24 protein-coding genes are annotated in these 25,895 nt (G+C 66.0%); 18 read left to right on the top strand and 6 right to left on the bottom strand.

Annotation, left to right across the window (positions count from 1 at the left end; translation table 11 throughout):
- Window positions 1–26: 26 nt before the first annotated feature.
- From tsaB to tsaD, 3 genes are read left to right on the top strand one after another with little or no spacing between them, the layout of a single operon-like run.
- Window positions 27–698, top strand: a complete 672-nt coding sequence (tsaB, locus tag NY08_RS08860) for a tRNA (adenosine(37)-N6)-threonylcarbamoyltransferase complex dimerization subunit type 1 TsaB (RefSeq protein WP_045195907.1) — start codon at window positions 27–29, stop codon at window positions 696–698.
- Complete coding sequence (gene rimI / locus NY08_RS08855; protein ID WP_032397504.1) at window positions 695–1,186, top strand: ribosomal protein S18-alanine N-acetyltransferase; 492 nt, start codon at window positions 695–697, stop codon at window positions 1,184–1,186. Before tsaB ends, rimI begins: the two co-directional genes overlap by 4 nt.
- The gene (tsaD, locus tag NY08_RS08850; protein ID WP_032397503.1) at window positions 1,183–2,220 is read left to right on the top strand and encodes a tRNA (adenosine(37)-N6)-threonylcarbamoyltransferase complex transferase subunit TsaD; all 1,038 of its coding nucleotides are present in this window, start codon (window positions 1,183–1,185) and stop codon (window positions 2,218–2,220) included. The genes rimI and tsaD overlap by 4 nt, the downstream gene beginning before the upstream one ends.
- Here tsaD and NY08_RS25085 read toward each other — a convergent pair.
- Complete coding sequence (locus tag NY08_RS25085) at window positions 2,205–3,833, bottom strand: Hsp70 family protein (RefSeq protein WP_052683728.1); 1,629 nt, start codon at window positions 3,831–3,833, stop codon at window positions 2,205–2,207. The two genes, tsaD and NY08_RS25085, sit on opposite strands and share 16 nt — an antisense overlap.
- Before the next feature lie 533 nt (window positions 3,834–4,366).
- Here NY08_RS25085 and groES point away from each other — a divergent pair.
- Both groES and groL read left to right on the top strand, forming a co-directional pair.
- The gene (gene groES, locus NY08_RS08840; protein ID WP_008718149.1) at window positions 4,367–4,666 is read left to right on the top strand and encodes a co-chaperone GroES; all 300 of its coding nucleotides are present in this window, start codon (window positions 4,367–4,369) and stop codon (window positions 4,664–4,666) included.
- Between the two features lie 97 nt (window positions 4,667–4,763).
- Window positions 4,764–6,377: a chaperonin GroEL gene (gene groL / locus NY08_RS08835; protein WP_045195904.1), complete on the top strand. Its 1,614-nt coding sequence runs from the start codon at window positions 4,764–4,766 to the stop codon at window positions 6,375–6,377.
- A gap of 66 nt (window positions 6,378–6,443) precedes the next feature.
- Here the strand turns inward: groL and NY08_RS08830 are convergent, their stop codons facing one another.
- Complete coding sequence (locus tag NY08_RS08830) at window positions 6,444–6,737, bottom strand: WhiB family transcriptional regulator (RefSeq protein ID WP_027496361.1); 294 nt, start codon at window positions 6,735–6,737, stop codon at window positions 6,444–6,446.
- A gap of 719 nt (window positions 6,738–7,456) precedes the next feature.
- On the opposite strand from NY08_RS08830, the gene NY08_RS08820 reads away from it, so the two are divergent.
- From NY08_RS08820 to NY08_RS08810, 3 genes are all read left to right on the top strand, one after another.
- Window positions 7,457–8,284: a hypothetical protein gene (locus tag NY08_RS08820; RefSeq protein ID WP_052683727.1), complete on the top strand. Its 828-nt coding sequence runs from the start codon at window positions 7,457–7,459 to the stop codon at window positions 8,282–8,284.
- A gap of 136 nt (window positions 8,285–8,420) precedes the next feature.
- Window positions 8,421–8,999 (top strand): sigma-70 family RNA polymerase sigma factor, encoded by a 579-nt coding sequence (locus tag NY08_RS08815; RefSeq protein WP_032397500.1) that lies wholly within the window; start codon window positions 8,421–8,423, stop codon window positions 8,997–8,999.
- The gene (locus NY08_RS08810; protein WP_045195896.1) at window positions 8,992–10,002 is read left to right on the top strand and encodes an anti-sigma-D factor RsdA; all 1,011 of its coding nucleotides are present in this window, start codon (window positions 8,992–8,994) and stop codon (window positions 10,000–10,002) included. The genes NY08_RS08815 and NY08_RS08810 overlap by 8 nt, the downstream gene beginning before the upstream one ends.
- Window positions 10,003–10,086: 84 nt before the next feature.
- On the opposite strand, the gene NY08_RS08805 is transcribed toward NY08_RS08810, so the two are convergent.
- Window positions 10,087–10,491, bottom strand: a complete 405-nt coding sequence (locus tag NY08_RS08805) for a DUF5319 domain-containing protein (RefSeq protein ID WP_032378069.1) — start codon at window positions 10,489–10,491, stop codon at window positions 10,087–10,089.
- A gap of 298 nt (window positions 10,492–10,789) precedes the next feature.
- On the opposite strand from NY08_RS08805, the gene guaB reads away from it, so the two are divergent.
- The 4 genes from guaB (at window position 10,790) to guaA (ending at window position 17,071) form a co-directional block, all read left to right on the top strand.
- A complete protein-coding gene (gene guaB / locus NY08_RS08800; RefSeq protein WP_176459332.1) occupies window positions 10,790–12,313 on the top strand; it encodes an IMP dehydrogenase in 1,524 nt (507 codons plus the stop codon).
- Between the two features lie 57 nt (window positions 12,314–12,370).
- Window positions 12,371–13,510: a GuaB3 family IMP dehydrogenase-related protein gene (locus tag NY08_RS08795; protein ID WP_032397499.1), complete on the top strand. Its 1,140-nt coding sequence runs from the start codon at window positions 12,371–12,373 to the stop codon at window positions 13,508–13,510.
- A 186-nt stretch (window positions 13,511–13,696) separates the two neighbouring features.
- Window positions 13,697–15,451, top strand: a complete 1,755-nt coding sequence (locus NY08_RS08790) for an FAD-dependent oxidoreductase (protein ID WP_045195892.1) — start codon at window positions 13,697–13,699, stop codon at window positions 15,449–15,451.
- A gap of 30 nt (window positions 15,452–15,481) precedes the next feature.
- A complete protein-coding gene (gene guaA / locus NY08_RS08785) occupies window positions 15,482–17,071 on the top strand; it encodes a glutamine-hydrolyzing GMP synthase (protein WP_032397497.1) in 1,590 nt (529 codons plus the stop codon).
- Between the two features lie 5 nt (window positions 17,072–17,076).
- Here the strand turns inward: guaA and NY08_RS08780 are convergent, their stop codons facing one another.
- A complete protein-coding gene (locus NY08_RS08780; RefSeq protein WP_045195890.1) occupies window positions 17,077–17,328 on the bottom strand; it encodes a hypothetical protein in 252 nt (83 codons plus the stop codon).
- Window positions 17,325–18,707, bottom strand: coding sequence for a PspC domain-containing protein (locus NY08_RS08775; RefSeq protein WP_045200037.1), 1,383 nt, complete (start codon window positions 18,705–18,707; stop codon window positions 17,325–17,327). The genes NY08_RS08780 and NY08_RS08775 overlap by 4 nt, the downstream gene beginning before the upstream one ends.
- Window positions 18,708–18,857: 150 nt before the next feature.
- Here NY08_RS08775 and NY08_RS08770 point away from each other — a divergent pair, with 150 nt between their 5' ends.
- The 6 genes from NY08_RS08770 to NY08_RS08745 all read left to right on the top strand — a co-directional run bounded on the left by NY08_RS08770 (window position 18,858) and on the right by NY08_RS08745 (window position 24,634).
- Window positions 18,858–20,327: a PspC domain-containing protein gene (locus NY08_RS08770; protein ID WP_045195888.1), complete on the top strand. Its 1,470-nt coding sequence runs from the start codon at window positions 18,858–18,860 to the stop codon at window positions 20,325–20,327.
- The gene (locus tag NY08_RS08765; protein ID WP_045195886.1) at window positions 20,324–20,971 is read left to right on the top strand and encodes a response regulator; all 648 of its coding nucleotides are present in this window, start codon (window positions 20,324–20,326) and stop codon (window positions 20,969–20,971) included. The genes NY08_RS08770 and NY08_RS08765 overlap by 4 nt, the downstream gene beginning before the upstream one ends.
- Window positions 20,972–21,023: 52 nt before the next feature.
- A complete protein-coding gene (locus tag NY08_RS08760; protein WP_045195884.1) occupies window positions 21,024–22,031 on the top strand; it encodes a DNA polymerase III subunit beta family protein in 1,008 nt (335 codons plus the stop codon).
- An 89-nt stretch (window positions 22,032–22,120) separates the two neighbouring features.
- Window positions 22,121–22,822: a YqeB family protein gene (locus NY08_RS08755; RefSeq protein WP_235387148.1), complete on the top strand. Its 702-nt coding sequence runs from the start codon at window positions 22,121–22,123 to the stop codon at window positions 22,820–22,822.
- 7 nt (window positions 22,823–22,829) lie between these two features.
- On the top strand, window positions 22,830–23,966 hold the full coding sequence (locus NY08_RS08750; RefSeq protein WP_045195882.1) for a sensor histidine kinase: 1,137 nt from the start codon (window positions 22,830–22,832) through the stop codon (window positions 23,964–23,966).
- Window positions 23,945–24,634, top strand: coding sequence for a response regulator transcription factor (locus NY08_RS08745; RefSeq protein ID WP_045195881.1), 690 nt, complete (start codon window positions 23,945–23,947; stop codon window positions 24,632–24,634). Before NY08_RS08750 ends, NY08_RS08745 begins: the two co-directional genes overlap by 22 nt.
- Before the next feature lie 8 nt (window positions 24,635–24,642).
- Here NY08_RS08745 and NY08_RS08740 read toward each other — a convergent pair whose 3' ends face one another.
- Window positions 24,643–25,866, bottom strand: coding sequence for a serine/threonine-protein kinase (locus NY08_RS08740; RefSeq protein ID WP_235387147.1), 1,224 nt, complete (start codon window positions 25,864–25,866; stop codon window positions 24,643–24,645).
- Window positions 25,867–25,895 lie beyond the last annotated feature (29 nt).

Raw genomic sequence — 25,895 nt, 5'->3', positions numbered from 1 at the left:
CCCGGCGACGGGTAATCTGAAATATCGTGCTTGTACTTGCCGTCGACACCTCGACCCCCGCCGTCACCGCAGGTGTGGTGAGCCTGACCGAGTCCACGGCCGGTGCAGCGACCACGACGCTCGCCACCCGGGTTCGAGTGGACGCGCGATCGCACGCTGAAATCCTGACGCCCAACATCGTCGAGTGCCTGGCCGAGGCCGACATCAACGCAGCCGAACTGGGTGCCGTCGTCGTGGGCGTCGGCCCCGGTCCCTACACCGGCCTACGGGTGGGAATGGCGACGGCTGCGGCGTTCGGGGACGCGCTCGGTCTTCCGGTATACGGCGTGTGCAGTCTCGACGCCATCGCCGCAGATGTCTCCGAGCCCGGGTCGCTTCTGGTGGTGACCGATGCGCGCCGACGCGAAATCTACTGGGCGCGTTACGAAGTCGGCGTGCGGGTGGCGGGACCCGACGTTGTCGCCCCGGCCGAGCTCGATAGTGTCGGAGTCGACGCGGTCGCTGGATCGGCCCCGCATGCTGCGGCATTCGAACTTCCGATTCGTGATGTGCAGGCACCGTCCGCAGCCGGATTGGTTGCGGTTGCTGCCGCCGACATCGGCAGCGGTATCGTTCCGGGCCCGCTCGTCCCGTTGTACCTGCGCCGCCCCGACGCCAAGACGCTCGACGAGCGCGCCGCAGCGAAGGCTGCGAAGTGACGGTGTCGATCGAGTCGATGACGGCGGCGGACGCTGCTCGGTGCGCGTACCTCGAGACCGTGCTGTTCCCGGGTGACGACCCGTGGGCCGAGGATGCATTCATCGCGGAACTGGCGGCACCACACAATCATTACGTCACGGCGCGGGAGAACGGTGAGGTCGTCGGCTACGCAGGCATCTCTCTGTTGGGGCAGCCGAGCCGCGGAGCGTTTGTCGTCGGAGAGTCCGAGGTGCACACCATCGGTGTCGATCCGGCGCATCACCGCAGAGGAATCGGCGGGCGACTGCTCGACGAACTGCTGCGCGTGGCCGACGAGCACGGTGGGCCGGTCTTTCTCGAGGTCCGCACCGACAACGAGCCCGCCATCGAGTTGTACCGACGCGAAGGGTTCGAGATCGTGGGCACCAGGGCGAAGTACTACCAACCGAGCGGGGCCGATGCCTTCACCATGCGTCGGTTCGAGAAGACGGAAGGACCGGCCCGATGATCGTCATGGGTATCGAAAGTTCCTGCGACGAAACAGGAGTCGGGATCGTCCGGTGGGGCGGGGCAGGCACGTGCGAGCTGATGGCCGACGAGGTGGCCTCGAGTGTCGACGAACACGCGCGGTACGGCGGAGTGGTGCCCGAGGTGGCGTCGCGCGCGCACCTCGAGGCCATCGTGCCGACCATGCGGCGGGCTCTGGCAGCCGCGGACATCGAGCGTCCCGACGCCGTCGCGGTGACGATCGGACCGGGGTTGGCAGGGGCCTTGCTGGTCGGGGTTGCCGCCGCCAAGGCCTACGCCGCGGCCTGGGGTGTGCCCTTCTACGCGGTGAACCACCTCGGTGGGCACGTCGCGGTCGACACACTCGAGCACGGGCCGATGCCGTCGTGCGTGGCACTGTTGGTCTCGGGTGGTCACACTCATCTGCTGCACGTGGACGATCTGTCTCGGCCGATCGCCGAGCTCGGGACCACCGTCGACGACGCAGCCGGGGAGGCCTTCGACAAGGTTGCGCGGCTGCTGGGATTGGGCTATCCGGGTGGTCCGGCCCTCGATGATGCTGCGCGCGAAGGTGATCCGGCCGCGATCGCGTTTCCCCGAGGAATGACCGGCCCACGCGACGCCCGCTACGACTTCTCGTTCTCCGGGGTCAAGACGGCTGTCGCTCGGTTCGTCGAGGCCCGGCAGCGCGCGGGAGATCCGATTCCGGTCGCGGACATCGCCGCGTCCTTCCAGGAATCCGTCGCCGATGTCCTGACGATGAAGGCCGTCCGTGCGGCAACCGACGTCGACGTCGACACGATAGTTCTGGGTGGGGGTGCCACCGCCAACTCTCGCATCCGTTCGCTGATCGAAAGCCGTTGTGCCGAGCAGGGTTTGACGCTCAGAATTCCGAAGCCGCGACTGTGTACCGACAACGGGGTGATGATCGCGGCACTGGGCGCGCACCTGGTCGCGGGCGGAGCACAGCCTTCGGCCTTGACCGCAGTGACCGATCCCGGCCTGTCGGTCGCGATCAGTCAGGTGCCCGGCTGAGGGGCCTGCGTGGACGCGGCGGTGGTCTCGGACGAACGGGTTGTCGACGGCACGGCCGCGGACAGAGGCTCACTCGAGGGGGCCGGTGCAGGCGGTGACCACACCGTCGGTGGTGCCGTCAGTTCCGGCGTGGGCTCCGAACCGCTGACATCGGTGGTCGGCGCGCCGATCGACTCGGTCGGCACCGGCGTGACCTCGGTCGTCGGTACCGGCACGATCTCGGTCGTATCGCTCGGGTCCGAAGACTCGATCGGTTCGGAAGGCTCTACCGGAATCGTGGTGACCGAGGTCGGCGGTTCTATGGGAACTGCGCTGGTGACATCGGGGGACACAGGATTCGACGTGGGATCGATCGGCCATTCGATCTGCGGGAGATCGGGGGCCGGCCGCAGCGTCGGGGTGCTGGTCGGCGCAGCGGTGGTCGTGAACCGAGCCGACGATCCGTCGCCGTCGACGGAGGTTGCCGTCGGGTCGGACCGATCGCCCGGGGTGAGCCCGGCGGTGGGGCGGTTCTCGTCGGGGGCCCAGCCCTCGGTGACCGGCGTACCGGCGTCGCTCGATTCGGTCGCGTCGCGGGCGGTACTTCCGGCCGGTGAGACGTTGGGATCTTCGGCCGGTGCCATCGTCTGCACACCGTAGGCGAGTACCAGTCCGCCCGCGACGACGGCAGCCGCGATCGCACCGGAGTATCGGCTCATCCGGCTCGCGGTGTTGCGCGTGGCCGAGACGAGTTGGTACCCGCCGCCGACGGCCGATGCGGCGACGGCAGCAGCGCCGACGGCAAGAACGGCGTCGGGTTCCGGCAGTCGAACGACCGGGGCGTGGAACATGTCGGTGAGCGTGGACGCGAGCAGGGGAATGTGCGCCCCTCCGCCGATCAGCACGATGACCTCGGGTTCGTGAGTGCTCTCGTCGAACACCCGCCGGACGAACCGAGCGGCGGTGTCGAAGGTCGGGGTCACGGCGGCTTCGAACGCGTCACGGGTGACCGTCAGCGGGATTCCGCTGTAACGCTCGATGCGGACCTCGTCCTCCTGGGAGAGGCGTTCCTTGATCGATCGGTACCGCGCGGAGCCGATTCCTCGGTTGTCGCGGATGTCGTCCCGAAGATTGTCACGGGTCATGTCCTGCACGAGGTTCTTGACGAGCACGTCGAGTGCGTCGCCGGCGACGGCGTCCGACCGGCCGTGCGCCAGTACCGTCTCGGCGGTCCGATCGGTGACGGTGACCGACATGCCCGAGGCTCCGAGATCGACCAGCGCGATCGTGTCGTACCGGTCGATCAGGCCGGTGGTCGCCAGGTGCGCGGACGCGGCTGCGGACTCCGGCACCAGTCGAACGTCACGAGTGGTGTGGGCCAGCGCCGCGCGAATGCCCGCAGCGTGCTCCTCCGTGCGGTAGGTGACGGCGATCGCGTCGGGGGACCGGTGGCCGGGGATCAGGGAGGCCATGAGTTCTATGGCCGAGGTGACCAGATCTCCGATGTCGGTGTTGGCTTGACGGTCGGCCGAGACCGTTCGGTACTCGACCGTGCGAGAACCGTCGGTGTCGACGGTGACGAGGGCTGCGCACACGACCTCGGATCCGGTGGATATGCCCACTCCTACCCGCATGCTTCACCTCCCGCCCCTGTGTATCTGTCGGAAATCGACTGCCCTGAGTGCCTTGTCGCGGCACAGCTGCCGATCGTTATCGTTCGCACAGCTCCGTTATCGTAACGTTACTTCGAGCTCCGGCGCGACTGTAATAGGCCGCTCGGTCCGTTACCCGATGACTGTTGATGGCCTTCTACCTGGCCTTTCGGAGACTTCACGGAGTCCGGGAAAACAGCGAGAAACGACGTGGACGTTCGGCGTTTCGGGCCCCGATTCGGCAGTCGTCGGATGTGCGTGGTTGCGCGAAGCGGTGGGCGATCGCCCTCGTGCGCACCCGTCCGACCACCGCGCCGCGAACCTGGCGAACCCAGCCCTTGAGTGCTGGCACTCTCGTGTATAGAGTGCTAGTTGGCACCGAGCGAAGTCCCGGCACCCGCGACGACGGGAACGAGTTCAGGCCGTGATTGTCAGAACCGCACGAGAAGTACATACACACAGCTGTCCGGGGATCCGACCCCGGGCGCGTACCCCATAACTTTGGAGGGCTCAACGTGGCGAGCGTGAAAATCAAGCCGCTCGAGGACAAGATCCTCGTCCAGGCCAACGAGGCCGAGACGACGACCGCCTCCGGTCTGGTCATCCCCGACACAGCCAAGGAGAAGCCCCAGGAGGGCACCGTCGTCGCCGTGGGCGAAGGCCGTGTCACCGAGAAGGGCAACCGCATCCCGGTCGACGTCAAAGAAGGTGACACCGTCATCTACAGCAAGTACGGCGGCACCGAGATCAAGTACGCCGGCGAGGAGTACCTGATTCTGTCGGCACGCGACGTGCTGGCTGTCATCGCCAAGTAGGCCACAACGCATCCGCCCCGGTATCCGATTTTCGTGTCGGTCCCGGGGCGGTGTGCGTTCGATCGAGTTTATTTGCTCGAAGGAGTAACACCGAAACATGGCAAAGCAAATCCAATTCAACGAGGAAGCGCGCCGCGCACTCGAACGCGGCGTCGACAAGTTGGCCGACGCAGTCAAGGTGACGCTCGGGCCACGGGGACGCCACGTCGTCCTGTCCAAGGCATTCGGCGGTCCGACCGTCACGAACGACGGTGTCTCGATCGCTCGTGAGATCGACCTGGAGGATCCGTTCGAGAACCTCGGCGCGCAGCTGGTCAAGAGCGTCGCCACCAAGACCAACGACGTCGCAGGCGACGGAACCACCACCGCGACGGTCCTCGCGCAGGCACTCGTGCGCGGCGGTCTGAAGAACATCGCCGCGGGCGCGAACCCGATCGCGCTCGGTACCGGCATCTCCAAGGCGGCCGACAAGGTCGCCGAGGCCCTGCTCGCCGCCGCAACCCCGGTCGAGGGCAAGCAGGCGATCGCTCAGGTCGCCACCGTGTCCTCGCGTGACCCCGAGATCGGCGAGCTCGTCGGCGAGGCGCTCACTCGCGTCGGCGCAGACGGCGTCGTCACCGTCGAGGAGTCCTCGACGCTGCTGACCGAGCTGTCGGTCACCGAAGGCGTGCAGTTCGACAAGGGCTACCTCTCGCCGTACTTCGTCACCGACGTCGACGCGCAGGAAGCAGTTCTCGAGGACGCGTACGTCCTGCTGTACCGCGAGAAGATCACATCGCTTCTGGACTTTCTGCCTCTGCTGGAGAAGGTTGCCGAGAGCGGCAAGCCGTTGCTCATCATCGCCGAGGACACCGAGGGTGAAGTTCTCTCGACGCTGGTCGTCAACTCCATCCGCAAGACGATCAAGGCCGTGGCGGTCAAGGCACCGTTCTTCGGTGATCGCCGCAAGGCGTTCCTCGACGATCTCGCGGTCGTGACGGCCGGTCAGGTCATCACCGCCGATGTGGGTCTGAGTCTCAAGGAAGCCGGCCTCGAGCTGCTCGGTCGCGCTCGTCGCGTCGTCGTCACCAAGGACGACACGACCATCGTCGACGGTGCGGGCACGCAGGACGACATCGATGCGCGCGTCGGTCAGCTCCGTCGTGAGATCGAGAGCACCGATTCGGAGTGGGATCGCGAGAAGCTCGAAGAGCGTCTGGCGAAGCTCTCGGGCGGCATCGCGGTCATCAAGGTCGGCGCAGCCACCGAGACCGAGCTCAAGGAACGCAAGTTCCGCGTCGACGACGCCGTGGCTGCGGCCAAGGCTGCGGTCGAAGAGGGAATCGTCCCCGGCGGCGGCTCGGCTCTGACTCAGGCAGCGTTGGCTCTGGCCGACGACCTGGGCCTGACCGGTGACGAAGCCACCGGTGTGGCCGTGGTGCGCACCGCGCTCAACGCACCGCTGTTCTGGATCGCCTCCAACGCGGGCATCGACGGTTCCGTCGTCGTCAGCAAGGTGGCAGAACTGCCGAAGGGTCACGGATTCAACGCCGCGACGCTGACGTACGGCGACCTGCTGGCCGACGGCGTCGTCGATCCGGTCAAGGTGACTCGCTCCGCAGTGGTCAACGCCGCGTCGGTTGCACGCATGATCCTGACGACCGAGAGTGCGATCGTGGAGAAGCCGGAAGAGGCTTCCGAGCCTGCTGCCGGACACGGACACGCTCACTGACGTTCGGTGACACGAGAAAGCCCCCCAACCCGAACGGGTTGGGGGGCTTTCTCGGTGTTGGGGTGACTACACCGCGATGCGGCGGCGATTGTGACGAGCGTGCAGTTCCCGCTCGGTCTCGGACATCCCGCCCCAGATCCCGTAGGGCTCGCTGACGTTGAGAGCGTGTGTACGGCATTGAGCGAGTACGGGGCAGCTGCGGCACATTTCCTTGGCTCGCATCTCGCGCTGTGCTCGTGCCCGGCCCCGCTCGCCGTCCGGGTGGAAGAACATGGACGAATCGACGCCACGGCACAGGCCGTGCATTTGCCAATCCCAAATGTCGGCGTTCGGCCCAGGGAGGTGATTCGGCTGCGGCATGGAAACTCCTAGGGTGGTGTGGCTTCTCGGATTCGTGATCCGAATGTCGACAACGTTATGTGGATCGACGAAATCGAGTCAATAGTTCTCTGTCGTGGGCAAATGCATAGTTATGGGGCAAAGAATTAACACGGGCGATATTTACTTCGACTCACCCGCATGCGTGTCCTTCCTGTTGAAGAATCCGCCGACACGCGAGACGATGAGAGTGCACAGGCTGTGCGGCTGCCGATGCGGTGCGCTCCGACGCAGACGTCCCGCGGCGGTTCGACGAGACTCCAGCTGGATCCGACCGGAACCTTGTTGTCGGTATTTCTGCTGATCACAGCAGTGTCGGTGGTGCCGAGCGTAGTCCGGATCAACACCTCGGGCTCGACGTCGGTTCCCTCGACCGAGCCCGCACGGAGTGTCCGAGACGATCGCGTGGATCGCGGGGCGACGTTCGAGTGGGCGCGGATTCGGCAGGCTGTGCGTCGTGAGCCGAATGTGCGATCGAGTGCGCCGATTAACCTATTCGCCACACAGCGTTCAGATTCTCGTCCTCGAATCGGCCCGTGTTCACATTGTTAATTCCTTGAAAACTGCTTTCTGCGCACAGGAAACGATGCGCCGATGCCCTTTTCGGTCCGATAGCGAATTCGCCCCACGTAATGACGTCGCCACGAATCGGTAGGACTCGGGCGCGGTTCGACGCAGGCTCAGGCCCTACCCTTGCGTCCGTGCCATCAGAGCAGAGCTCGCTGTTCACCGCGACGCAGTCCGAACTCTTCGACGCTGCCTTCGGCAGCAACCCCGGCCGATTTCCGCTCCCGGCCGCCACCGATTCGCGAGAGAGCTGGTTTCGCAGTGTCGCGTTGGCGGGCCAGGGTCGATACAGCGCCGCCGAAATCGAGCTTCGGAGGCATCGGCCCCGTGGCCCGGAACTTCGGTCGCTGCACGCCTCGACCAGAGCGTCGTGGCTGCGTCAGGTGGGCGAACACGAGCGAGCCCGCCGATTCGACGGCATGGCTGTCATTCTCGTCGGTCTCGTAGGGCCGTCGGAATCCGAGGACTCCGTTCAGGCCCGTAGCGATGCGCTGACCGGCCTGGCCGCAGATGCATTGGGAAGCGGACGGTTTCACCTCGCGGACACCCTCCTGGCCCGCAGTGCGGGCCAGCGGCACGGCCACGTCGGTCGGGGATCGTGGCGCCCGGCACTGCGGGCGGCGTGGGTGGCGGCCGAGTTGGCGATGATGCGCGGCGACGGACCCGAGGCAGTCCGACACGCCGAGGCCGCTCGAGCTCTCGCCGACGATGCCGATTCGTTACGGCACATCGTCAAGACCGACCTGGTGGTTGCGGCCGCACTGAGCTGTGCCGGTGAGACCTCCCGTGCCCGTGAGTCGGCCGTCCAGGTGGCCTGCGCTGCGGAGATGGCAGGTCTGCTACCCCTGCGCTGGGCCGCCACGATGCTCTGCGAGGGAACAGGTGGGGTCGATGCCGGGATGATCGCCTCCGGCGACTTGGCTGCCGCCATCGATCGCCTGGGTGGTTCGACGGTCGGTTGACCAGGACCTGGGTCGGAGTCGGACCGATTGGTTCGGTTGTGACCGGGTGGTGTCGCTATCCTTGGTCTCGTTCCACCACCACGTGGAAGCGCTCCCAGGCGGGTGCGTACCTGTAACGCGGGGAAATTTGTCGACGATGAACAGTGCGGGTGAGGAGCTTGACTCTTTCGTCGTTGCCGCAGCGCAAGGCGATCGACTGGCTCTGTCCCGGGTCTTGGAGTTCATCCGACCACTCGTCGTTCGGTACTGCCGGGCACGGGTCGGTTCGGCCGAACGCGGTCAGCTTTCGGCCGACGACGTGGCGCAGGAGGTCTGTTTGGCAGTCATGACCGCCTTGCCGCGATACCAGGACCAAGGTCGTCCGTTCATGGCATTCGTGTACGGCATCGCGGCTCACAAGGTCGCCGACGCCCATCGGAGCGCCTCGCGTAACAAATCGGACCCGGCCGCCGAAGTACCAGATGTCGTGTCGATGGAGCACGGACCGGAGCAACGCGCTCTCGAATCCGAGTCGAGTCGACAGATGACTGCACTGCTGGACACCTTGCCCGCCAAGCACCGCGAGATTCTGGTGCTCCGACTGATAGTCGGGTTGTCGGCCGAGGAAACAGCAGCCGCCGTCGGCAGCACTGCAGGCGCTATCCGCGTGGCTCAGCACCGAGCTATCGCAAAACTGAAGAACGAAGTTGTGAGAGCAGGTGAAATGTATGGCTAGGGACAATGGTCACGGTGGCCCCGGTGAGACCCCGCGTCGCGGAATCTCGCGTATCGGTGAGCACGTGAACTCCACTGGACCGAAGCAGAACGATCCCTATGCCGACATCGGCGCAGACGGTGGTCCAGTGGACCTCGTCGCCGTACGTCGTGACGATGCGTTCATCGACGCGATCAGTGGTGACGGACCGATTGCCACCGATGACGCAGACGAGTACCAACTCGCCCTACTGTTGGCCAATTGGCGAGCAGACGTGGTCACGCCGGCGATGCCGGCCGGACCCTCCCTCGACGTGGTCGTCGCGTCGGTCGAACGCGAGAAGCTCGCCGCCGACATGGCTCGCTCGAGCTCGGCCAACCGCGGTGGACGGATGCGTTTGTTGCGTCCCATCGCCGGTGCCGCAGCCGCGATCGCCGTCGTGATGGGTGGCCTGGTGGTCATCTCGTACAACTCGACACCGGACGATCCGCTGTGGAGCGTCAAGTCGGTCGTCTTCTCCGAGCAGGCCGATTCGACCGTGGCGCAGATCGATACGACGTCCAAACTGCAGGAGGCGGAAAATCTTCTGTCCTCCGGGGACACCACTGCCGCTCGCGCACTGCTCGACGGTGCGTCGAACAGCAGTTCCGCTGTGCTCGACGACGCGCAGCGAGCCGAGCTCGATCAGTGGCTGGCGCGTCTGATGCAGGAACTGCAGGCTCTGACGCTGCCCGCGCCCGTCCCGCCGCCTGCCGATGTGATCCCGGCTCCGGTGCCCAGCTCGGAGGTCGTGTTGCCACAGGCTCCGGTGGATCAGGTCGCACCCGACACCACGGGTGTGCCGATCACTCCGGCTCCGACGACGACACCCGTGGTTCCGCCCACCACGACGACTCCGAGTCCGACGACGACCCCCGAGGTCACGCCGACTGTGGTTCAGGAGCCCGATCAGCCGACAGCGACCGCTGGAGGTAGTTCGTCCGAGAACCGCGACCGCATGTCGGTTCCGTCCGGCGGCAGCTGACCGGGTTTCGATTCCCCACCGAACGACGAAGAAGCCCGACACGATGATCGTGTCGGGCTTCTTCGTGTGAAGATGCGGAAAGGATCAGCTGTCGAATCCGTCGCCGTGCAACGCGTCGTTCATCGAAGCGTCGGCGAACCCGCGGCAGTAATCCCAGGTCACGTAGGCGTCGGGGACGGGGTCGTAGGCGGGCTCGTGCGGACGGACGGTTCCGTCGACCAGAAGCTGCAGAAGGTTCGCCCGCAACATGTCCCAGTCGTGGTAGTGGTCCTGCTGGCAGTCCTCGCAGCACACGACCAGTCCGCGGATGCCGCGGTGGCCGAGCAGTGCCTCGTAGACAGCCAGGTCCGCCAGGTCTTCCTCGACGGCCAGGCGCTCCTGAGGATCGAGAGGCTGGCCTGGCTCGATGGCGTCGAGGGCGGCCGACGGGTCGGCTGGGTCTCCGGCGAACGGATCCGGGGGTAGACCGGGAGGCAGTTGATCGCGCACGCCTCCACGGTACGCAGGACTTGTGGGTCTGCGCCAGCTGTTCGAATGCGACATGCCGGACGCGACCGCCGCCGACAATGCTGCGGACTGCGATTTCGGTGCTCGAAGCCACTCACAGCGGGAGGCATTCGCACTGGTTGTGCCCTAGCCGATACCATGGTTCACGGCGCTGAACAGATGAGTGCAAGTGCCGAAACTCCATCCGTTCTCCAACACCGCATTGCGGTGCGCCTGCGAGCTCTCACCGGCCGCACGCCGCGCCGAAGTGCAACCAGGCTCTAGGGAGGGCCAGATTCGTATGAGTAGTCCCGGAGCCCACGTCCGCACAGGCGGCGACGATCCCAACAAGGTCGCGATGCTCGGCCTCACGTTCGACGACGTCCTGCTGCTGCCGGCCGCTTCGGATCTGATTCCCAGCTCGGTCGACACCTCCAGCCAGATCACCCGCGAGATCCGCCTGCGGGTACCGCTGGTCAGCTCCGCCATGGACACCGTCACCGAGGCGCGGATGGCCATCGCCATGGCCCGCGCCGGCGGTATGGGCGTACTGCACCGCAACCTGTCGCTGCAGGATCAGGCGTCGCAGGTCGAGACGGTCAAGCGCTCGGAGGCCGGGATGGTCACCGACCCCGTCACCTGCAAGCCCACCGACTCGTTGGCCGAGGTCGACGCCATGTGTGCGCGCTTCCGGATCTCCGGTCTTCCCGTCACCGACGAGACCGGCGCGCTGGTCGGCATCATCACCAACCGCGACATGCGGTTCGAGGTCGATCAGAACCGCCGCGTCGCCGACGTCATGACCAAGGCACCGTTGATCACCGCGCAGGAGGGCGTCACCGCGGAAGCGGCGCTCGGTCTGCTGCGTCGCCACAAGATCGAGAAGCTGCCGATCGTGGACGGCAAGGGCGCGCTCACCGGCCTGATCACCGTGAAGGACTTCGTCAAGACCGAGCAGCACCCCGATGCCACCAAGGACCGTGACGGTCGCCTGCTGGTCGGTGCCGCGGTGGGCGTCGGGCAGGACGCCTGGGCTCGATCGATGGCTCTGACCGACGCCGGGGTGGACGTCATCATCGTCGACACCGCGCACGGCCACAATTCGCAGGTACTCGAGATGGTCAGCAAACTCAAGGCCGAGGTGGGCGACCGCGTACAGGTCGTCGGCGGTAACGTGGCCACCCGAGCGGGCGCACTCGCCCTCGTCGAGGCAGGTGCGGACGCGGTCAAGGTCGGCGTCGGGCCGGGATCGATCTGCACCACCCGCGTTGTCGCAGGCGTCGGCGCTCCGCAGATCACCGCCATCCTCGAAGCCGTCGCGGCGTGCAAGCCGCACGGTGTGCCGGTCATCGCCGACGGCGGTCTGCAGTTCTCCGGCGACATCGCCAAGGCGCTCGCTGCCGGTGCGTCGACCGCCATGCTCGGATCGTTGCTGGCCGGAACCGCAGAGTCGCCGGGCGAGCTGATTCTGGTGGGCGGCAAGCAGTTCAAGAGCTACCGCGGCATGGGTTCGCTCGGCGCGATGCAGGGGCGAGGGGGAGCGAAGTCGTTCTCCAAGGACCGCTACTTCCAGGACGACGTGCTGGCCGAGGACAAATTGGTGCCCGAGGGCATCGAAGGTCGCGTCCCGTACCGCGGACCGTTGACCCAGGTCATCCACCAGCTCACCGGTGGTCTGCGCGCTGCGATGGGGTACACCGGTTCCACCTCGATCGAGGACCTGCAGAAGGCTCAGTTCGTGCAGATCACTGCGGCCGGGCTCAAGGAGAGCCACCCGCACGACATCACGATGACCGCAGAGGCCCCGAACTACACCACCCGATAGTCGCCTCGGCCCTTCCTCGGCCGATTCGATTCGCTCTCGAAGTAGAAAGGTGCGCGCGTGCGCGACCTCGTTGAAATCGGCATGGGCAGAGAAGCCCGCCGCACCTACCAGCTGGACGACATCGACATCGTGCCGTCCCGTCGTACCCGGTCGTCGAAGGAGGTGTCGACGGCATGGCAGCTCGACGCGTACCGCTTCGACATTCCCGTTCTGGCGCATCCGACCGATGCTCTGGTCTCGCCCGAGTTCGCGATCGAGCTGGGTCGCCAGGGTGGGCTGGGTGTCATCAACGGTGAAGGACTCTGGGCGCGCCACGCGGACGTGCAGGCGAAGCTCGATCAGCTGATCCACATCGCCGAGACCGATCTCGATCCGGACGCACCTATCGCCTTCCTGCAGGAACTGCACGCGGCACCGCTTCGGCCGGATCTGCTGGCCGCGGCCGTCGGTCAGGTCCGTGACTCCGGGGTGACCGTCGCCGTTCGGGTGAGCCCGCAGAACGCTCGCTCGCTCACCCCCGCCCTGGTGGCGTCGGGTCTCGATCTGCTGGTCATCCAGGGCACGATCATCTCCGCCGAGCACGTGGCTCACGGTGAGGACGAGCCGCTGAACCTCAAGACCTTCATCGCGGAGCTGGATGTTCCCGTCATCGCTGGCGGCGTGAGCGATCACCGCACGGCGCTGCACCTGATGCGCACCGGCGCTGCAGGCGTCATCGTCGGTTACGGCTCGGTCGAAGGTGGCACGACCACCGGTGAGGTGCTCGGCATCGGCGTTCCGATGGCCACCGCCATCGCCGATGCGGCCGCGGCACGTCGGGACTACCTGGACGAAACCGGCGGGCGCTACGTGCACGTCATCGCCGACGGCGACATCACCACCTCCGGTGCCCTCGCCAAGGCCATCGCCTGCGGGGCCGATGCTGCGGTTCTCGGTGCTCCGCTTGCCGTCGCCGCGGAGGCTCCCGGCGGAGGTTGGTACTGGCCGTCGGCCGCGGCGCATCCGTCCATGCCGCGCGGGGCGCTGCTGCCGATGTCGGCGGGGGAGCGGCCGAGCCTGGATCAGGTGCTCAACGGACCGTCGCGTGAGTCGTACGGCTCGATCAACCTCGTCGGCGGGCTGCGTCGGTCGATGGCGAAGTCCGGGTACTCCGATCTCAAGGAATTCCAGAAGGTGGGCCTGAACGTCAGGGCTTGATCGACATTGCTCCGACAGGGCGCGTACTCCTTTCACTCAGGGGTGCGCGCCCTTTCTGCTGCATGTCGTCCACGTAAGCCGACCCTGTGTTGGTGATACCTCTCGTAACAGCTAGAATCGGTTGTGGCGGTAGTCACATGGGGGTGTGCATACTGTTCGACAGCATCGGATGTAGCGGAGGTCACCATGGGTTCAGCTGTTCGCGCAACGGATTACGACGTCTTGATCGTCGGTTCGGGCTTCGGCGGAAGCGTCACCGCGCTTCGGTTGGTGGAGAAGGGATACCGCGTCGGCATCCTGGAAGCCGGACAACGCTTCGAGGACAAGGACTTCGCGAAGAACAGCTGGGATCTCAAGCGCTTCCTGTGGGCACCGAAGCTCGGCCTCTACGGCATCCAGCGGGTGCACCTGCTGCGCGACTGCCTCATCCTCGCCGGTGCCGGAGTCGGCGGCGGTTCGCTGAACTACGCGAACACCCTCTACAAGCCCCAGGCACCGTTCTTCGAGGACAAGCAGTGGGCGCACATCACCGACTGGAGCAGTGAGCTCTCCCCGTTCTACGACCAGGCCACCCGCATGCTCGGTGTCGTCCGCAACCCGCACATGACCCCCGCCGACGAGGTGATGAAGTCGGTCGCCGAGGACATGGGTGTCGCCGATACCTTCATCCAGACACCGGTGGGAGTGTTCTTCGGCGAAGAACCGGGCAAGACGGTCCCGGACCCGTACTTCGGCGGAGCAGGACCCGAGCGCACCGGATGCATCGAATGCGGCGAGTGCATGACCGGTTGCCGCCACGGAGCCAAGAACACCCTGCTCAAGAACTACCTGGGCCTGGCAGAGCGCGCAGGAGCCGAGATCGTTCCGATGACGACCGTCACCGGTCTCGTTCCCCGATCCGACGGGACCTGGGACGTCGACACCGAACGAACCGGCGCCCGGCTGCGCAAGGGCCGCAAGACCTACAGTGCGGCCAATGTGGTTCTCGCTGCAGGCACCTGGGGTACGCAGAACCTGCTGCACAAGATGAAGGACACGGGTGCGCTGCCCCGTCTGTCGGACACGCTCGGGGAACTGACCCGCACCAACTCCGAGTCGATCGTCGGGGCCGCGAAGCTGGCGGTCGATCCGAACATGGATCTCACGCACGGTGTGGCCATCACGTCCTCGTTCCACCCCAGTCCCAGCACACACATCGAACCGGTCCGGTACGGCAAGGGCTCGAACGCGATGGGCATGCTGCAGACACTGATGACCGACGGCGGCGGAAGGATCCCGCGGTGGCTCAAGTTCGTGTTCGCGATGATCGCTCATCCGATTCAGTTCGTCCGCGTCGTCAACGTCCGGCACTGGAGCGAGCGCACCATCATCGCGCTCGTCATGCAGAACCTGGACAACTCGATCACCACGTTCACCAAGCGCGGAGCCTTCGGCCGCAAGATCTCGAGCAAGCAGGGGCACGGTGAGCCCAACCCGACGTGGATCCCGGAGGGCAACGACGCCACCCGACGCATCGCCAAGAAGATCGGTGGTGTGGCAGGCGGTACGTGGGGAGAGTTGTTCAACATTCCGCTCACGGCCCACTTCCTCGGTGGCTGCGCGATCGCCTCGGATCCCGAGCACGGCGTCATCGATCCGTACCATCGCGTCCACGGCTACCCGACGCTCAGTGTGGTCGACGGCGCTGCCGTATCGGCCAACCTCGGAGTCAACCCGTCGCTGACGATCAGCGCGCAGGCCGAGCGTTCGGCCGCGCTGTGGCCGAACAAGGGCGAGCTGGATCTCCGTCCGGCGCAGGGGTTGCCGTACCAGCGCCTCGATCCGATCGCCCCGAACTCCCCGGTCGTGCCGGTGGATGCTCCGGGTGGTCTGCGAATGCCGATCGTCGAGATCCGGTCGGGTTCGTCGGCGATGCCCGTCGAGCATTCGGGTGTTGCATGACCACTGCGGCAGTCCCACTAGACTGACCCGGTGACCGACTCCTCTGCACACGATCCCGCACACGCACGCCCGGTTCTCGTCGTCGATTTCGGCGCCCAGTACGCGCAGTTGATCGCCCGCCGTGTGCGCGAGGCCAATGTGTACTCCGAGGTGATCTCGCATACCGCCACTGCCGAGGAGATCGCGGCGAAGGACCCTGTCGCGCTCGTTCTGTCCGGCGGACCCTCCAGCGTCTACGCAGAGGGTGCGCCCGAGCTCGATTCCGCGCTCCTCGACCTCGGCATCCCCGTGTTCGGCATCTGCTACGGATTCCAGGCCATGGCCCAGGCCCTCGGCGGAACCGTCGAACACACCGGAACGCGGGAATACGGCCGTACCCAACTCAGCGTGGACGGCGGTCGTCTGCACGACGGTCTGCCCGCCACGCAGCCGGTCTGGATGAGTCACGGTGATGCCGTCACCGCGGCCCCGGAGGGCTTCACCGTCACCGCCACCAGCGCAGGCGCGCCGGTCGCTGCCTTCGAGAACGAGGGCAAGCGTATGGCGGGCGTGCAGTATCACCCCGAGGTTCTGCACTCCCCGCATGGGCAGCAGGTGCTCAGCCGATTCCTGCACGAGACGGCGGGTATCGCGCCGGACTGGACTGCAGCCAACATCGCCGACGCTCTGGTCGACGCCGTGCAGGAGCAGGTCGGCCCGACGGGCAAGGCCATCTGCGGCCTCTCGGGCGGCGTCGACTCCGCAGTGGCGGCGGCGCTGGTGCAGCGGGCGATCGGTGACCGTCTGACCTGTGTCTTCGTCGACCACGGACTACTGCGGGCCGGCGAGCGTGAGCAGGTGCAGCAGGATTTCGTCGCCGCGACGGGTGCCAAGTTGGTCACCGTCGATGCGGTCGACACCTTCCTCGGCGCACTCGAGGGTGTCTCGGACCCCGAGGAGAAGCGCAAGATCATCGGCCGCGAGTTCATCCGAAGCTTCGAAGGCGCGGTCGCCGAGGTGCTGGGCGAGAACGCCGAGCACGGCGACGCGGTCGAGTTTCTGGTGCAGGGCACGTTGTACCCGGATGTCGTCGAGTCCGGCGGCGGGTCCGGTACTGCCAACATCAAGAGCCACCACAATGTGGGCGGGCTGCCGGACGATCTGCAGTTCGCCCTGGTCGAGCCGCTTCGCGCACTGTTCAAGGACGAGGTGCGTGCCGTCGGACGAGAACTGGGATTGCCCGAGGACATCGTCGGCAGGCAGCCGTTCCCGGGACCGGGTCTGGCGATTCGCATCGTCGGTGAGATCACCCGCGACCGTCTGAACACGCTCCGTCATGCCGATTCGATTGTCCGAGAAGAACTTACGGTCGCAGGCTTGGATCAGCAGATCTGGCAGTGCCCGGTGGTGCTGTTGGCCGACGTACGCAGTGTCGGGGTGCAGGGCGACGGCCGAACCTACGGCCACCCGATCGTGCTGCGTCCGGTCTCGAGCGAGGACGCCATGACGGCGGACTGGACTCGTTTGCCCTACGACGTGCTCGAAACGATCTCGACTCGGGTGACCAACGAGGTTCCGGAGGTCAACCGAGTCGTTCTCGACGTCACGAGCAAGCCGCCGGGCACCATCGAGTGGGAGTAGCGGACTCAGCTCTTCTTGCTGGGGCCCAGCAGTAGCGCGAAGCCGACCACCACCGCGACGACGACGAACACCCAGCGGAACTGGACGTCGCCCAGTGCCGCGATCGCTCCCTGGCCGATGAGTGCTGCGACCGCGACGACCATGGTGGCCAGCCCGGCGAGCAGCAGCAGTGCCGAGGGGCCGCGTCGGCTCGAAGTGCGATTCTCGCCGGCGGGATCGTCGTCGCGGCCGACACGGTCGGTCTCGTTCTTCTTCACCGATTCCCCACTTTCAGTTCGCCGAGTGCCAGATCGCCGACGATCGTCAGTACCGGATCATCGCTGCTCGTTGCCGGTCCGAACCGTGTGTCGGTGGGGCACGAACCCAACGCCGCCTCGCACTGCACGATCACGTTCATCGAATCGGGCACGGTCACCGACGCGCTGCCCAGCGCCACGTCGATCTCGACGGTGCGGTTCTCGGTGAGGGCGAGGCCCGTGAGGTCGAGGTCCAGTTCACCCATACCGACGTCGTAGGTGTCCGCGAGATCGGCAACGGCGGTCGGTGCGATGCGCTGGGTTCCCGACGCACTCTCGCCCATGTCCATCGGATCGACCGCTGAGGCCAGGACGACGAAGCCGGCCAGAGGTGCCGCGATCACCAGCAATCCGTAGCCCTTGCGCAGGAATGCGCCGATCACGAGTCCGACGGAGACGACGGCGAGAGCGACGGCTCCGACGCGGCCCGGCGAGGCCCAGTCGCCACCGGTTGCGGCACCGACCGCCGCGGTGATGCCGGCAGCGAGCAGGGCCAGGCCGAGAAAGCTTGCCGTCCACCGTGATCGACGCTTCCGTTCGATCGCCGCGGGCGGGAATGTCCCGGTCGGTTCGGGAAGATCCCAGGCGAACGGTGCCACCCCGAGCGGGTCCCACGACGGCGGGGTCACGGTGTCCATGTCGGTCGGCGTCTCGGTCGGCTTTTCGACGGGTGCGGTTGCCTTGCTCAGGTTCACGGTGTGCGCGTCTGTGCCGGTGTCGGAGCCGGAGTGCTCGACGGTCTTCGGAGTCGGAACGTAGCTTTTCGGCAGAGTCGTGTACGGCGTGTATCGCTCGTACTGGAACTGCGGCGGACGATACTGCGCGGCCGTCCACTGTTCTGCCGACGTGTTGGAGCCGAAAGGCATGGGGGCGTAGCGGTTACGGGAGAACTCCGCCGTCCGCATGTACGGCGGCGGCTCCGGGCACCGTTGGTGCAGCAACCACAGTCCACCGAGCATCGCCACCAGAGAGATCAGCCCCGAACCCCCGAGTCCGACACCCACAGGGCCGATCGTCGACACCGCGATGACCAACGCCACCGCCACGACCACCATCTTGGTCGTCGAATCGGAGCTGTTGCCACGCCCGACGAGCGATTCCGCACCCGACGCCGTGTCACCGGCGCGGCTGAGCACCAGCCACGCCGCCAGATACAGCACGATGCCGGTACCGCCGAACAAGGTGGAGACGACGAACGCGATCCGAATCAGAACGGGGTCGACGTCGTAGCGATAGCCGATACCGGCCGCAACACCCGCCACATGCCCGCGTTGCGGCAAGCGGTGCGGACGGGTGCGCCACATCTGCTGAAGTTGATCCGAGACGGTCACGTTGCTCATGCCAACCATCGTGTCCGCCACGACCACCGAACACATCAGGGATACCCCTGATCTTCGTCCCCGACATCGGGCCCACCTCGACAAAGCCACGAAAAACATCAGGGCGAACCCTGATGCGACCACCACCGCATCCGTGCCAGGATCGAGGGCGTGCACCCTGTCGACAATCCACCCGTCGACGCCGCCCGGAACACACCGTCCCCGGCAGGCGACGCGACGGCAACCCACACCACGTCAGCCGTGCCCGACACCCCTGTTCCCCCCATCGCTCCTGCAGGCTCCGCTCCTGCTTTTCCTGTCACTCCTGCAGGCTCCGCTCCTGCTTTTCCTGTCACTCCAGCAGGCTCCGCTCCTGCTTTTCCTGTCGCTTCTGCAGGCTCCGCTCCTGCCCCCTACCAACGCCGCGGCGGCGGACGCATCGTCGGCGGCGTGGCAGGCGGGCTCGCCGACCATCTCGGCGTTGACGTGTTCAAGGTTCGGGTGGCGTTCGCGCTGCTCGCCGCATCCGCCGGTGCCGGAATCGCCGCATACGGATTGATCTGGATGTTCACGCCCGCGGGCGAGGACACTGCGCATCCGAGTGCCGCCGAACGCCAGCGTGCCCTCGGGTTGGCTGCCATCGGACTCGGCCTCGCCGTCGGGCTCGCCTGGCTGCTCAGCGGTACCGCTGCATCGGTCATCGTGCCGGTCATCGTCGTGGTGATCGGTGCAGCCCTGGTCTGGCGTGAGTTCGACTCCGAGGGACCACGAACTGCTCTCGGCCTGCCCAAGCATCCGAGCGTGTTGAGTTGGGCGAGGGTCGTCGGCGGAGCGACGTTGATCGTGCTCGGCCTCGCCGTGGTGGTGCTCGCCCGCGTCGATCTGGCCGCGCTGCGCTCGTCACTGCTGGCGGTGGTGGTCACTCTCGTCGGCGTCGGCCTGTTGACGGTTCCCATCTGGTTGCGCACCTGGCGCGCGCTCGGTGCCGAGCGGTCTGCACGCATCCGCAACGACGAGCGCGAGGAAATCGCCTCGCACCTGCACGATTCGGTGCTCCAGACACTGGCCCTGATCCAGAAACAGTCCGATCAGCCGCACGAGGTGATGCGGTTGGCGCGCGGGCAGGAGCGCGAACTACGCAAATGGCTGTTCGACGGCGGAGACACCGACAACTCCAGCTTGGCCGACGCACTCAAGACCATCTCCGGTGAGGTCGAGGATCAGCACGGCGTGACGGTTCGACCCATCACTGTCGGCGACGTGCACCTACTGCCCGACGACATCGAGTCGGGCCTGTCCCGTGAGAGCTTCACCGCGCTGCTGGGTGCCACGCGAGAGGCTCTCGTCAACGCGGCCAAGCATTCCGGTGAGACCAATATCGATCTGTTCGCCGAAACCGAACCGGAACAGGTCAGCGTTTTCGTCCGCGATCGCGGTACCGGCTTCGACGAATCCGAGGTACCCGAGGATCGACAGGGACTGGCGAAGTCCATTCGGGGACGCATCGAGCGCCGCGGTGGCACGGTGCAGGTACGGTCGACCGTCGGCAAGGGAACCGAAGTGCGAATCTTCATGCCTCGCAACGGAGCCTCCGTCACCACCGAATCGTCCGAATCCACCCAGCAGGAGCAGTCGACGTGACCGAACCTTTCCGCGTTTTCCTCGTCGACGACCACGCGGTGTTCCGTTCCGGTGTGCGAGCCGAACTCGCTCGCGAGTCGGACATCGACGTCGTCGGAGAAGCCGGAGGCGTCTCCGAGGCGGTCTCGGGCATCGAATCGACGAAGCCGGACGTGGTGTTGCTCGACGTGCACATGCCCGACGGCGGCGGCGTCGCGGTGTTGAACCGCATCTCCGAGGGGCCGGTCTGTCTCGCCCTGAGTGTGTCCGACGCCGCCGAGGACGTCATCGCCGTCATCCGTGCCGGGGCGAGGGGATACGTCACCAAGACGATCTCCGGCTCGGAGCTCGCCGACGGTGTTCGACGCGTCGCCGGGGGAGATGCCGTCTTCAGCCCCCGTCTGGCCGGGTTCGTGCTCGACTCGTTCACCGGTCGAAGCGCTGCCCCGGAGCCCCCGCTGGATCCTGAACTGGATTCGCTCACGCCCCGTGAACTGGAGGTGTTGCGGCTGCTGGCGCGCGGGTACACCTATCGTGAGATCGCCGAGGATCTGTTCATCTCCGTCAAGACCGTCGAGACCCATGCCTCGAACGTTCTCCGAAAGACGCAGCAGTCCAACAGGAATGCGCTCACGCGATGGGCGCACAAGCGTCGAATCGACTAGGTGTCGGGATCGCGCTTGACCTTCGACCTACCCGAAGCCTCAGGATTTCACCATGACTGATTCGGACGAAGAATTCCTGACCATCGGTGCGTTCGCTCGCGCGAGCGGACTCACCCCCAGTGCCCTACGGTTCTACGACGACTGTGCGTTGCTCGTCCCGGCTTTCATCGACGCCAAGTCCGGCTATCGCTACTATTCCCGTGCACAGTTCGAGAGAGCGAACATCATTCGACAGTTGCGCGACATCGGCATGCCACTGGACAAGGTGGCCTCCGCACTCGCCGGCGACGGAGCTGCAGCGGTCGCCATCGTGGATCGGCACGTCGACGAGCTCGTCGCACGCGCGCGGGCAGCCGCCGAGGCCGCGATCTCGATCCGCCGATTGTTCGACGAAAGATATTGCACAGCAACACTTTCTGCCGTCGAGTTCGCGTCGGCGGTCGAGCAGGTCGCGTCTGCAGCCGGAACGAGCGAGGAGTTTCCGGTGCTGCGGGGTGTGCTGGTCGAGGTGGACGGTGGCACTGTCACCCTCACCGCGACGGATCGGTATCGACTCACCACCCGAAGCCTCGTGGCACAGAGCTCACCCGGCGCAGCCTGGTCCCGTATCGCATCGGTCGGCTCTCTCGGGACGCTACCCGCGTCGGGGAACTGTGTGCTGACGGCAACCGACGACGCGATGGTGTTCGAGTCCGAAGGCGTCCAGCACACTGTGGATCTGGTCGACGGCGACTTTCCCGACTGGCGCACGATCATCGACGGTCTGGCTCCGACCGCGACGAGGGTTGTGGTGCAACGAGATTTCGTTCCTCTCGACAGCGGTACGCTGCGGATCGACGCCGACCAGGACGGCCTGACGGTCGAGGGTGTCGCGGTCCCCGCTCGGGTGACCGGTTCCGACATGACGGTGTTCTTCGACGCGGCCGTCCTGCAGGCTGCGGTCGCATCGGCCGTCGGACCGGACCTGATGCTCGATATCGCCGCTCCTGACCGTCCGATGCTGGTGCGGTCGGCGGTCGACGGCGCTCTGACGACATTGGTGATGCCCGTCCTCGGCTGATCGACGGTCGGCGGTCGTTCGGAAGTCGGTGCAGAAGTATCGACTTTCGATGACTGGGTACTTGCTCCCACTCTCGATACCGTGAGGGTATGGACGACAAGATGCTCGGGGAGACGCCACCGGCGGTGCTGTGGTTCTCCCGCGGCGATCGGCTCTTCCTGATCGCCGGTGCCGTGATCATCGGGGGACTACTGGGGTTCGGGCTGCCCTATGTGGCTTCCTGGGGAGCGTCGCTCACCTGGATACCGTTTCAGGGTCCGCTGGAGTTGATCGCTTCGTGGTCGCAGTGGTGGGTGCGGTACGTCTGTATCGGGCTGGGAGTACTGCTCGGGCTGGCTCTGGTGGCGGCCGCGTTCTACGACACTGCACGGGTGGCGGTGTCGGAGATGCAGGTACGTATCACCGAGAGAGGCGAGACCGCCACGATCTCGAAGTCCGAGGTCGGCACAGTCTTCGTGGACGGCAAGGAACTGGTTCTGCTCGACGGTGCCTCGCGTCAGCTGGTGCGGGTGCCGAGCGAGGAGAAGCGTGATGCCATCGAGGCGGCGTTCGAGAAGCGAGGTTGGTCGGTCGCGACCGGCGATCCCTATGCCGATCTCTATCGCCTGTGGGTACCCGAAACTCCCGGTCTGGCACCGGAAGTGAACGCGGTGCTCAAAGCCCGCGCGATGGCCCTGAAGAAGAAGGCCGCGTCCGATGCGCGCGAATTACGCACGGAACTGGACCGACTCGGCGTCGTGGTGCGAGACAAGAAGACGAGCCAGTACTGGCGTCCCCTGGTTCGATCGTGACGGTTCGATGACAACTCTGCTTCGACGGCATCGGGAACGCGCATGGGATGTCGCCGCCATCGCGTTCGCGCTGCTGTTGGTGCTGTCGGTGGCTGCAGGCACCGAGGGGATGACGACCACGCGAACGGTCGTCTCGATCGTCGTCGGCGTTGTCGGTGCCGTGTCGTTGTGGTGGCGTCGCCGGTGGCCGATCGAGATCGCGGTAGCGCTGGCGGTGTGCACGATCCTGACCGACGCTGTCGGTGGTGCCGAGTTGGTGGCCGTCTTCACCGTTGCCACTCGAAAGTCGTGGCGGGTCACCACCGCGGTGGTGGTACTGCATCTCGCGGCGTCGATGATCTGGACGATTCTGTGGGTCGAACAGTCGATTGCCTACACCGCGATGGCCAGTCTCGCCTTTCTGAGTATCCCGGCCGCGTGGGGCATCGTCGTCAAGTCGCGCCGCGAGGTGATCGATTCTCTACGAGAGCGGGCAGAGCGAGCGGAACACGAATCGAATCTGCGCGCCGAGACCGTTCGGGGACTCGAACGCGAGCGGATCGCGCGCGAGATGCACGACGCTCTCGCACATCGGATCTCGTTGGTCAGCCTTCATGCCGGAGCGCTGGAGGTGCGGCCGGACGTCGGTGCGAAAGAGGTCGAGGCGATCGCATCGACCATCAGACTCGGTGCACACGGTGCCCTGGAGGATCTGCGGGAGATATTGGGAGTGCTCCGATCGGGCGTCGCGGCCTCGGCACGTCCACAGCCGGGGGTGGCGGACATCGGCGAACTGATCGAGGATTCGGAGAAGGCCGGTACTCGGGTGTCGTTCGTCGACGAGTTGCCCTCCGGCGCAACGCTGACGCCCTCTGTTTCCCGCACCGTTCATCGGGTGATCCAGGAAGGTCTGACCAACGCCAGAAAGCATGCGCCCGGCCTGCCGGTGCGCTGCGGGCTTGCGACGGCCGGTGGTGAGCTTCGGGTGTGGCTCGAAAACGGTCTCGGTACAGAGGGTTTCGCGGCAGTACCCGGTTCGCGGTCGGGAATGATCGGTCTGAGCGAACGTGTCGAATTGGCCGGCGGACGAATCGAGTACGGAATCGCGCGTCGCGGCGACGGAGTGGTCTACCGTCTGGAAGCGTGGTTGCCGTGCCCGAAGTAGCCGACGGTCCCGACGTACTCACGGTGTTGCTGGTCGACGACGACGCGTTGGTCCGCGCGGGCTTGTCGCTGATCCTGAGCTCGGATCCTGGAATCAGGGTGGTCGGTGAGGCGGCCGACGGTCGCAGTGGCATCGAGGCAGTGCGCGCGTTGTCTCCCGACGTGGTTCTGATGGACGTGCGGATGCCGGTCCTCGATGGGCTCGCGGCCACCGAAATGCTTCGCGCGGAGGGGTTCACGGCTGCCATCGTGGTGTTGACCACGTTCGATACCGACGAGTACCTGCTGCGGGCACTGCGGGTCGGCGCGAACGGATTCCTGCTCAAGGACACGCCGCCGCGGGACATCGTCGACGCGGTGCATCGCGTCGGAACCGGGGAATCGATGCTGTCGCCGACCGCCGTCGGACGCTTGGTTGCCCACTGGCGCGAGCAGGACGCTCGATCGCACGACTCCGCCACCGCGCGGGCGCGGGCGCTGCTCGAGTCCCTGACCGATCGCGAACGCGAGGTGGCGGGTGCTGTCGGGTCGGGGAAGTCCAATGCGGAGATCGGTGCCGAGTTGTACATGAGTGTCGCGACCGTGAAGACCTACGTCTCGCGGATTCTGACGAAACTGGCGTGCAGTAACAGGGTTCAGATCGCGATCGTCGTGCACGAGTCGCGTTGAGGGTTCGTCTACAACAGGAGTGCGATCACCAGAACGAAAACGACCACGATGGCGAGCACGAGTGCTGCGAGGATCGCGGTCGATGGAATCGACGTTCGGTCGCCGACGACGTCCTCGATGCGCATCAGGACGTCCTCGATCGGGTTCTTCTTCTTTCGCGGTAGATCGAACGGCGGTGGCGAATACGTCGACGGGACCGGATTGGCTTGGCTCTCAACGGGTTGCACGGCCGGCAGGCCCGCGATGGTTCTTCCGAACTCCCTCGACGGACGACGAGATTCGGAGACCGGTGTCGAACGCCTCGCCCATGCCGGGACCACGCCGTCCGCGGACGTCAGAGGCACCCCGCGCAGCTGAGCTATGCTGCCGCGCTTGCTGATCGCGGCGACGATCATCTCGTCGCGAGCCTGCGCCATGGTGGGGCGTCGGGCAGGATCGGGCTCGAGCATGTGCAGCAACGGGCCCGTGAGATCGCCGCTGCGGGTGGGAGCGATGATCTGCCCCTTGGCAACTCGGTGCAGCAGTGCGATCGAATCGTGATCGATGTCGAACGGCGGTTTGCCTTCGATGGCCGTGTACAGCGTTGCGCCGAGGGAGAACACGTCGCTGGCCGCGGTGGGATCCTGTCCGCGTGCGACCTCGGGTGCGAAATATGCCGGGGTGCCGGTGATCACGCTGTCGTCGGCTGCTTCGACGTCTCCCTTGGCGCGGGAGATGCCGAAGTCGCTGATCTTGACGATGCCCAGATCCTTACCGCGATCGGCGATCAGAATGTTGCCCGGCTTGATGTCTCGGTGCACGATCCCGGCCTCGTGCGCTTCGGTCAGGGCGTCGGCGATCTGCGCGCCGATCTGAGCGACCTCGAACGGTGGTAGCGAATCGGTGGTGCCGAGTGCCTGCGCGAGACTGCGCGAGGACAGGTATTCCATGACCAACCACGGCTCACCGTCGACGAGAGCGACGTCGTGCATCGCGATGGCGTGGGGGCTGGAGAGTCGGGCTGCGATGCGACCCTCGCGCATGGCCCGGTTGCGTACTTCCACGGCCTGCTCGGGGGTCAATCGAGTGGTGGACGTGACCTGCTTGACGGCCACCTGGCGGTGCAGAAGTGTGTCGGTGGCGAGCCATACCGCGCCCATGCCTCCACCGCCGAGTTTGCCGGCCAGGCGGTATCTGCCTGCCAGGAGGTAGTCGGGCCCGACGCCCCGTCGAACACGCTGCTGATCCGTCACGCCCACAGGTTAGTTGACGATGGCTGGAC

Origin of the sequence: Rhodococcus sp. B7740, assembly GCF_000954115.1 — a bacterium.
Taxonomy (GTDB): domain Bacteria; phylum Actinomycetota; class Actinomycetes; order Mycobacteriales; family Mycobacteriaceae; genus Rhodococcoides.
This window is presented reverse-complemented; position numbering and strand designations above follow the sequence as displayed.